Consider the following 8,252-nt stretch of genomic DNA (forward strand, 5'->3'; position numbering starts at 1 on the left):
GACGACTAGCTGCGAGGTGGCTCGTCCCGCCGAATCCCAAGGTGCAGATACACCCGGTCCCCCTCCAGCTCGACCAGGTCGAGTTCTCGCTCGCAGTAGTCCTCGCACCCGGCCTCCATGGCCAGGACCTCGGCCCCTCGAGCAGGTGATGCAGCTGGTCCAGCAGCTCTCGTACCGTCATGCACCGAGCCTAGCGAGCCGGGTCGCTGTGCGCTGCGCCGGCCACGCTGCCTCCTGTTATCCTTCTGGAACGTGTGTTCGATGAGGAGGCGCCGGGCATGGAGCAACAGCACTGGCAGGACCCGGCACCATCAGCATCCTCAGGCCCTATTCCCTCAGCCCACCCCGAGTACGGCAGCCAGGATGCCGAGACCTGGGCGGCCACCCCGTGGGCCGTGGTCACCGCGACCGGCATCATCCAGGCCCGCTGTGGCCACGCCACGTCGGAAGGGGTGTGTGGGGCCTGGCGGTTGAGCGCCCCCGGAGGGAGCGCTGGAAGCCCTGCTATGCCTGCGACAGTGTCGAGATCCCGGCCGCGGTCCAGGCCGCCGGGGCCGAGGTCGCCGCGGCGGTTGCCGAGGCCCGACAGGCGGCGGGCCAGCGCCCATGACCATGCCCCATTACGCCGAGGCCTTCCACCCGGCTGCGGGGCGATGCTTTCGCTTCGTCAGCGTCGCCGGCGCCCACGGCCAGCCCACCCACTGCCCAGCGCCGCCAGCCTGGCGTGGCCTGTTCGTCGCCGGCAACCGACGGCAGTATCGGGTTGAGGCCTGCGCTGGTCATCATGGGCCATTGCTCCAGGCCCGCCGGCTGCCACGGTCATGATTACCATCGGGGGCAGCTGGTGAGCCAGGCTCCGGCCGAGCCTCGGGTGCTGATCCTGCGGGCCATCGACGCCGCCGCCGCCGATCGCCATGCCCGCCTGGGCCACGCTGGCGACTGGCGCGCCGAGGGTGGCTGTGGTTGCCTTGCCGAGGTGCAACCCATCGTGAGCGCCGCTGGCGCGATGTTCGTCCAGGAGTACCTGCGATGGATCCAGGCCCTCCACGAGAGGGACGACGCTCCCGCCGGTTGGCCCGACGCGTTCGCCAAGGGTTGATCAGCTCTGCCCTGGGTACAGTCCTCGATGTCACAGCCATGACGTCGTCCGATCCCCATCGACAGGAGCCCTGATGACCGACGGGCCGTCCGCTGGTGGCCTCCTACCACCCGGCGAACTCAACGCCAATGTGGCGCACCCGGCGCGGGTGTGGAACTACTTCCTGGGTGGCAAGGACAACTTTCCCGCCGACCGTGAGGCCGGTGACGAGGTTCTTGCCCTCATGCCCGAGATCGTCGAGTCAGCCCGGGCTGACCGGGCGTTTCTGCGCCGTGTGGTCCGTTACCTGGCCGGCGAGGCCGGTATCCGCCAGTTCTTGGACATCGGCACCGGGCTGCCCACCGCCGACAACACCCACGAGGTCGCCCAGGCGGTCGCCCCAGAGTCTCGCATCGTCTACGTCGACAACGACCCCATCGTCCTGGTGCATGCCCGTGCGCTGCTGACCAGCGGCCCAGCGGGTGTCACCGCCTACGTCGACGCTGACGTGCGTGACACCGGCAGGCTGTTGTTGGCCGCCGCCAGGACGCTGGACTTCAGCCAGCCAGTCGCGCTCATGCTGCTCGGGATCTTGAACTTCGTCGTCGACGACGACGAGGCGCATGCGATCGTCAACCGGCTCCTGGACGCCGTGCCCTCGGGCAGCTACTTGGTGGTCGTCCACCCGACCCAGGAGGTCCACGGCGAGGCGATGGCCGAGACCTTGCGGCTCTGGAACGAGCGGGGTGGAGCCCCGATCGTCGACCGCAGCCCCCAGGAGCTGGCTCGCTTCTTCGACCGCCTGGAGCTGCTGGAGCCCGGGGTGGTTTCGTGTTCCCAATGGCGGCCAGACCCCGGCGACCCGCAGGTCAAGGTCGCGCACTTCTGCGCTGTCGGACGCAAAACCTAATCCTGGCAATGGCGACGCTTAGGCAGATCCACCACTGCGCGACCGCTTTCGCCGAATATGGTCGTCGGCTGCCCCGCGCGGACCAATTCGCCTGGCGGGTGGCCGCCGGTCAACTGCGACCCCTCTCCGAGCAAGACTGGGCATGCAACGTGGCCTGGAAGGTCCCGGCAGGCTATGCCGAGGCCGTGGGAGCGCTCCGTGGCGAGCTCGAGTCCGCGGCGACGTCGCCGGCGACGTTCGTAGCGAGCTGGTTGGACGTGTGGCTGGCCGAGCGGGCCGAGCGGGCGGTCCGCCGGGCGCTGGTGACCGGCTGGCAGGATAGCCCGCTTCCTCCGCCCCCGCCGGGTTGGGCGCGCCCGGTGTCGGGATGGGTCCTTGTGCGGGTCAGTGGTGTGACGGCGCGGGATGAGGCTGACGGCTGGCGGTGCGCCGGGTTCAACAACGCCGCCGAACTGGTCTGTGCGGTCGATGGCCGCCGCTGGGACTGGCAGCAGGACCAGTTCCGCTGGGAGGTGCTGATTGGCCCGCCATCGAGTCCCGAGGGCCTACCCGCCGGGAAACTGGCAGCCGAGCTGGAGCGGCTGGCCGCTGGGCTGAACCCGGGCTGCTGGATCATCAGCACCCTCGCCGCCGCCGGCTAACTCACCACCGCTACCGACGTTGCAGGTCGGAGCAGGTCAGAGCGACGCCGCTCGTGGGGTGAATCCGTGGTCGTGGTGGCACTGCGTCCTGACGTGCTCGATGGGGCCGTTGGTCGACTCCAACACGAAGCGATCCACGACCCGAGCCGGCGCCGGACAGTCCGGGTCCGGGCAGGGGATGATTCCGCCGGCCTCGTCCCAGCCAGTCGGCCCGCTGGGGTGGTCACCGATGTGGGGTTGCGTGAGGAGGGCGGCCATGGTGCTCCCTGAGCTTGGTGGCAACGATGTTGGGTACCGTACCGAACGGTCCGATCGATGCCAAGGGGGCACGTGGGCGTCGAGCCGGTCAAGTCGCTGTAGGGTCGACGGATTGATGTCCAATTCCACGGATACTTGCCCGCTACTTGTCCAATTGGACAAGTAGTGTGGACAGAGAGGTGTAGTGCCGCTTGAAGGCAAGCAGGCTCCGGCGCGACCAGAATCACCTAGCCCGCGACGGATCGGCCGACGCCTATGGGACGCGATGGGCGGCGATAGGCGCGTCACCCGGTTGGTTCGATCACCGGACCGCCCCGGACGACAAGGTTGCTCTCTTTAAAGAGGACATCGGGCGGGAGCGGGGTCAGGGTCACTCGCGCCCGGATCTCGTCCGCTCGGAGGAGAAACGGATGTGGATCCTCGTCGAGCGCCTGGGCAGGCAGAGTCCTCTCGGGAATTCGTTGGAACTCCTGCTGCGAGTCGGTGAAGAGGACGATCCCGTCCCAGAACGGCGGCTCGAGGTGGATGATGTCGTCGGCCTGGTCCTCACCTGCGAGGGTGTCGACGCCGATGAGCTCCACGACTTCGTGGTACCTCTGCGCGTGCGCGATGTCGTGATGGGTTTGGCGGATCTTGTAGCTGACCTGGACATTGACGCTGTTGGGTGGGACGTCGGAGATGGAGAGGGTTACCGGCCCAACAATGGACGCCATCACAGCTCCCTTCGACGGTGGCGGAGGACGCCAGGGTGCTCGCGGCCGGGCGAAGGTATCCCTGTGAGCATGTGCAGCTCCCTTGAACTGGACGGCTGGATCACAGGTGATGTGATGCCCGAAGCTCCTGGGCAACACTGAACCCTCGAACGGGAGAAGGCAATGGAGACGTGGATCGACGTGCTCGACGCCCCACCTCTCCCCCACTCGCCATACCACCCCGCTGGGAGCCGGGAGGGGCGCTGAGGGATTGGACAGGTAGCCGCGGACGGCGGGTGGCCAACTTGCGGCTGAAGTGGGGCACCGAGGGTAAGACGCCGCGCTTCATCATCGACGGCCGCACCTACGACACCTCGGCCGGGGTCAGAGCCGACCTGAAGGAAGCCCGCAGGGCGCTGTCGCGCCTCCACATCCCGGCCGAGATCGACATGAGCCCCATCGGACCCAATGACCACGGCCCGGTCCTCCCGAGTTGGCGGGAGTTCCGCGAGGGCCTGGCCGCCCTGGATCTCGACCCCGACCGGCCGGAGTAGCGGGCGTCGGCGGCCTCTTGCCGGGCCGGCGCTGGCCGATGTCCACCATGGTGGCGTGACGTCACGGCGTATCGGCACCTTCCCGCGAAGGTACCGCGCTACTCGTAGAGGTCGTGCAGCCCGCATCTCGAGCTCGGCCAGGACCTCGGCGAACCCCCTGGAGAGCGCCGGAGCCTACTCCGGGCCGGCGAGTGATTCCTGCGGAATCTGCCTGACGACTTCAGCTTCCCTCTTGGAATCGAACGGACCGTTCGGTACGGTCCTGACAGGAGTCGCCAGTGCCCATCTAATCATCTCGTCTCGGTGCCTGCACAGGCCAACGCACCCCGCAGCGGCCCCAGCTCTCTGGAGGGGTCTGGCGAAGGGAGGAACCTCGCATGCAGCATCAGGAGACCTTGCCGGTGGGGCCGCTGGCTTCGCTGGGCCAGTTCGAGCCCTATGGGGTTGGCCGGATCCCCGAAGCGGAACGGACCGGGACGCCATGGCGGTTCGCGCGGCTGTTCCTGGGGGCCAGCTTCGCCCCCGGCAGCATCCTGTGGGGATGGCTGCCGATCACCCTTGGCCTCGGAGTGCGCGACGCCGTCACCTCGATCGTCGTCGGCACCCTCGTCGGTCTGCTTCCGATCGCCCCGCTGGTGCTGATCGGCACCCACACCGCCACCAACAACGCCACCAGCTCGGGGGCGTTCTTCGGCGTGCGGGGCCGGTTGATCGGCAGCGGGTTGGGGCTGGCCCTGATGCTGGTTACCGCGGCCCTGGCCATCTGGACCGCCGGTGGCATCCTGGTCGCGGTCGCCGCCCGGCTGGTCGGCACTCCAAGCGGCAACGGGGCTCTGGCTGCTGCCTACCTGGTCCTGACCGCGCTGTCTGTGGCCATCGCCGTGTGGGGCTACCAGCTGTTGCTGCGCGTGACCACGGTGCTCGCCGTCGCCGGCATCGGGTTCGGGTTGCTGTTGGTGGTCGCCTTCTGGAACGACCTCAACCTGGGCTATGGGGGTGGCCAGTACGCCCTGGAGAGCTTCTGGACGACCTGGCTGCTGTCCGCAGCTGCCTACGGGGTCGGCGGGGTAATGCTGGTCGCCAGCGGCGTCGGCGACTGGAGCCGCTACATCCCGGCTCGCCGGTATCCGGCCCGGCGGCTGCTGCCAGTTGCCCTGGGCGCGATCGCCTTCGGATTCATCATTCCACCGGCCATCGGCGCGGTGGTGACCAGCGCCTTCGCCGATCCCTATGCACCCTGGCCCCAGAGCGCGGTTATGGCCGCGCCCGGCTGGTGTTTGGTCCTGCTGTTCCTCATGGCCAGCCTCGGCAGCCTCGGGTTCTTGGCGCCGACGATCTACTCCACCGGGCTCGACCTGGACGCCATCGTGGCCCGGCTCAGCCGCGCCCGCGCAACCGCCATCATGGGCGTCGTCTCGCTCGGCCTGGTCCTGGCCGGGCCGCTGGTGTGGGACGCCGAGGAGACCCTGACCGCGGCGACGCTGCTGCTGCTGGCCCTGACTGCCCCCTGGGCTGCGGTCATTGGGGTCGGGCACCTGCGTTGCCGCGGCCGCTATCTTCCCGACGACCTGCAGATCTGGAACCACCGCCAGACCGGCGGCCGCTACTGGTACTTCAATGGTTGGAACCTGCGGGCGGTGCTGGCCTGGGCCACCGGGGCCGCCTTCGGGTTGGCCACCGTGACGACCCCGGTGTTCACCGCCCCCCTGGCGGGTATCGCCAACGGGATCGACGTGAGCTTTCTGGGCTCGTCCGCGATCGCCGCGATCCTGGCGTTGATGCTCGACCGCCCGCAGCCGGCCCCATGCCAAGACACCGGCGCGGCGGCGGTGCCGGCCACAGAGGGGCGCCGATGACCAGAGCCGACCCCCTGGAGCTATCGTCCCGCCCACCCGAGTTCTGGGACCCCCACCGGCCGCCGGTCGTCGACGAGCATGGGATCCTCCATGTCTTCAGCTACGACCACGTCGAGCGGGTCCTGGTTGACCCGGTGTTCTCCAGCAGCGGCATCACCGCGCTCGATTACCACCGCATCCACCCGGCCTCGGGTGGGCTGTGGATGGCCGACGGCCGGCGTCGCCAGGACATGCGCACCATCGGTGCCGCCCCGTTTCGCCAGCCTCAGTTGGGAGCGTGGGCCCCAGGCATTTGCGACATCGCCGAGGATCTGTTGGCCGCGACGCTCGCCCGCGATGGCAACCGGATCGACCTCGTCGCCGACTACGCCCGCCCCCTGCACCTGGGCGTGATCTGCCTGCTGTTGGGGATTCCGACCAGCCATGCTGGACTGCTCGACACCTGGGTGCGGCGGGCGGCCGAGGCGACGAACGTGGCCGCCGTTCCGCCCGAACCCGAGGAGGTCAGCTTCCTCGCCGAGCTGTTGGACCGGCGGCGCCAGCACCCGCAGCACGGACTGGTCGATGCATTGCTCGCCCTCCAGACCGGGGGATACCTGGTCGAGGGGCGCCGCCTGCGCGATGAGGACCTCATCGGCCACCTGGCCATGCTGGTCCACGCCGGCTGGGAGGCCCCGGCGGCGATCGCCAACCTGATCGTCTTCGCCGAGGACGTCGGCCTCCTCGACCGGCTCCCCGACGACCCGCAGCTGCTGGCTGGCACCATTGAGGAGATCCTGCGCTCGGCCCCGCCCTTCCCGGCCGCCAACGCCAGGCCATCGCCGACACCGAGCTCGGCGGGCACCAGGTCAGCGCTGGGCAATGGGTGTACGGCTGGCTGACGGCGGCCAACCGCGACCCCAGCCGCTTCCCTGACCCCAACCGGTTCGATCCTGGCCGCTTCGCCGCTTCGCGGCTCCCCCACCATCTCAGCTTCGGCCGCGGCCCACGGCTCTGCCTCGGCGCCCCCCTGGCCCGCCTGGAACTGCAGATCGGGGCGCAAGCGCTCCTGACGGCGCTGCCGGGTCTGCGGCGGGACCCTACCAAACCGCTCCGATGGACCCTTGGCGTCAACGATGCCCTGACGGCGCTGGATTGCACCTACCGGACTCATCTGACCGGCCCCACTCGAAGCTCAATGTGACCCCCGTGGTCGCCTGTCGACCCGGGCCGGAATCTCCAGGTGCGTGCCGGCCCAGCGAGTTGGGCTGAGTAGCTGCCCGTCGACCCACCACAGGCGCTACAGCCAGCGCGACGGCCAGTTTCGGCCGGCTCTGGCGTTCCCCAGGCGGTCGGGATGATTCTGTGGCGCGCCAAGGGCGTCCGCTCGCCGAGGCAAGGCAGCCTCATCGAGGTCAGTCTCGCAAGAGGCTGACCTGCCACCCTCCGGGATCCAGCCCACGGGCGAGGTGTTCCAGTTGTAGAGCCAGTTGCCAACCAGAAGGCTGCCCCGCCTCCGGGGCTTCTCCAACGCGGATCTCCACCCCGTCAGGCAACTTCCGCCACCGCCAGGGTCGGCGGTCGGCCACGCAGGAGAGTTCTGCGGCGCTGCTGATCACGATCAGACGCCTGTCATCGGCTACCGTGATCGGCGTGGCGCCGCTGATGCGCAAGATGGCCCAGCTGTTCTGCCACTGGTCGGGATCGATGACGGTAGCGGCCGTAACCCAGCGGCTCCAGCCCCGGCTAGCAAGGCTCGGCGGCTCTTCACGTCCAGCAGGAGTCGGCTGCCGATGGCGACGGGCGTTGTCGTGCTGCTCGGCCAGCCACCATGCCAGCCAGCGAGCCGCCGTCGCTGGCGCCGACGTGTGCGTGTTCATGGCCTGGAAGTCGCCCTGCAATCCTTGCACGCTCTTCACGGCCTCGTCGGGAGGCATCCATTCAGGCCAGGTCAACTCCTGGTCGGCGATGGCCTCCAGCCGGCCGGCCAGCGTTCGCCACGCCAGCCGCTCGGGTGCAGGCAGCTGCTGGCCATAGTCGGCCAGGCCGCTCAAAGTGTGGTAGATGTGCCTGAGGGTGATCACCGCAGCATTCTGCCCCATCGCGGGTCGACGGCCCAGGCCGCAACGGCCACCGAGCAGGACGGCGTCGACAGCCATCCGGATGCGCCCGACCGTTGGACTGCCTCGAGGATCTTCGCCGGCGTGGGGCGGTATCGGCTTGGGAGGGGATCCGCCTGGCGTTTCGGGTGGGCTACCTGTTCGCCCGTGCCGAGGTACCGCTG

The 8,252-nt window shown here is 69.1% G+C and carries 8 protein-coding genes; 6 read left to right on the plus strand and 2 right to left on the minus strand.

Features of this window, described 5'->3' with window-relative positions:
* Window positions 1-871 precede the first annotated feature (871 nt).
* The 3 genes from VF468_28250 to VF468_28260 all read left to right on the plus strand — a co-directional run bounded on the left by VF468_28250 (window position 872) and on the right by VF468_28260 (window position 2,629).
* The gene (locus VF468_28250; GenBank protein HEX5882176.1) at window positions 872-1,099 is read left to right on the plus strand and encodes a hypothetical protein; all 228 of its coding nucleotides are present in this window, start codon (window positions 872-874) and stop codon (window positions 1,097-1,099) included.
* A gap of 73 nt (window positions 1,100-1,172) precedes the next feature.
* Entirely contained in the window at window positions 1,173-1,988 is an 816-nt protein-coding gene (locus VF468_28255) for an SAM-dependent methyltransferase (GenBank protein ID HEX5882177.1), read from the plus strand.
* Window positions 1,989-1,996: 8 nt separating this feature from the next.
* On the plus strand, window positions 1,997-2,629 hold the full coding sequence (locus tag VF468_28260) for a hypothetical protein (protein ID HEX5882178.1): 633 nt from the start codon (window positions 1,997-1,999) through the stop codon (window positions 2,627-2,629).
* Window positions 2,630-3,171: 542 nt separating this feature from the next.
* On the opposite strand, the gene VF468_28265 is transcribed toward VF468_28260, so the two are convergent.
* Window positions 3,172-3,600: a hypothetical protein gene (locus VF468_28265; protein ID HEX5882179.1), complete on the minus strand. Its 429-nt coding sequence runs from the start codon at window positions 3,598-3,600 to the stop codon at window positions 3,172-3,174.
* Window positions 3,601-3,884: 284 nt separating this feature from the next.
* Between VF468_28265 and VF468_28270 the strand changes: the two genes are divergently transcribed.
* From VF468_28270 to VF468_28280, 3 genes are all read left to right on the plus strand, one after another.
* Window positions 3,885-4,133, plus strand: a complete 249-nt coding sequence (locus VF468_28270; GenBank protein HEX5882180.1) for a hypothetical protein — start codon at window positions 3,885-3,887, stop codon at window positions 4,131-4,133.
* Window positions 4,134-4,510: 377 nt separating this feature from the next.
* Window positions 4,511-5,989, plus strand: a complete 1,479-nt coding sequence (locus tag VF468_28275; GenBank protein ID HEX5882181.1) for a cytosine permease — start codon at window positions 4,511-4,513, stop codon at window positions 5,987-5,989.
* Window positions 5,986-6,870, plus strand: coding sequence for a hypothetical protein (locus VF468_28280; GenBank protein ID HEX5882182.1), 885 nt, complete (start codon window positions 5,986-5,988; stop codon window positions 6,868-6,870). The genes VF468_28275 and VF468_28280 overlap by 4 nt, the downstream gene beginning before the upstream one ends.
* Before the next feature lie 513 nt (window positions 6,871-7,383).
* On the opposite strand, the gene VF468_28285 is transcribed toward VF468_28280, so the two are convergent.
* On the minus strand, window positions 7,384-8,127 hold the full coding sequence (locus tag VF468_28285) for a hypothetical protein (protein HEX5882183.1): 744 nt from the start codon (window positions 8,125-8,127) through the stop codon (window positions 7,384-7,386).
* Between the last annotated feature and the right edge of the window lie 125 nt (window positions 8,128-8,252).

The organism is Actinomycetota bacterium, from assembly GCA_036280995.1.
In the GTDB taxonomy this organism is placed as follows: domain Bacteria; phylum Actinomycetota; class CALGFH01; order CALGFH01; family CALGFH01; genus CALGFH01.

Excerpts from the sequence above, each read along its gene's own strand:
- VF468_28260 (HEX5882178.1), top strand. The coding sequence starts at position 1,997 with ATGGCGACGCTTAGGCAGATCCACCACTGCGCGACCGCTTTCGCCGAA.
- VF468_28255 (HEX5882177.1), top strand. The coding sequence starts at position 1,173 with ATGACCGACGGGCCGTCCGCTGGTGGCCTCCTACCACCCGGCGAACTC.
- VF468_28275 (HEX5882181.1), top strand. The coding sequence starts at position 4,511 with ATGCAGCATCAGGAGACCTTGCCGGTGGGGCCGCTGGCTTCGCTGGGC.
- VF468_28280 (HEX5882182.1), top strand. The coding sequence starts at position 5,986 with ATGACCAGAGCCGACCCCCTGGAGCTATCGTCCCGCCCACCCGAGTTC.
- VF468_28265 (HEX5882179.1), bottom strand. The coding sequence starts at position 3,600 with ATGGCGTCCATTGTTGGGCCGGTAACCCTCTCCATCTCCGACGTCCCA.
- VF468_28285 (HEX5882183.1), bottom strand. The coding sequence starts at position 8,127 with ATGGCTGTCGACGCCGTCCTGCTCGGTGGCCGTTGCGGCCTGGGCCGT.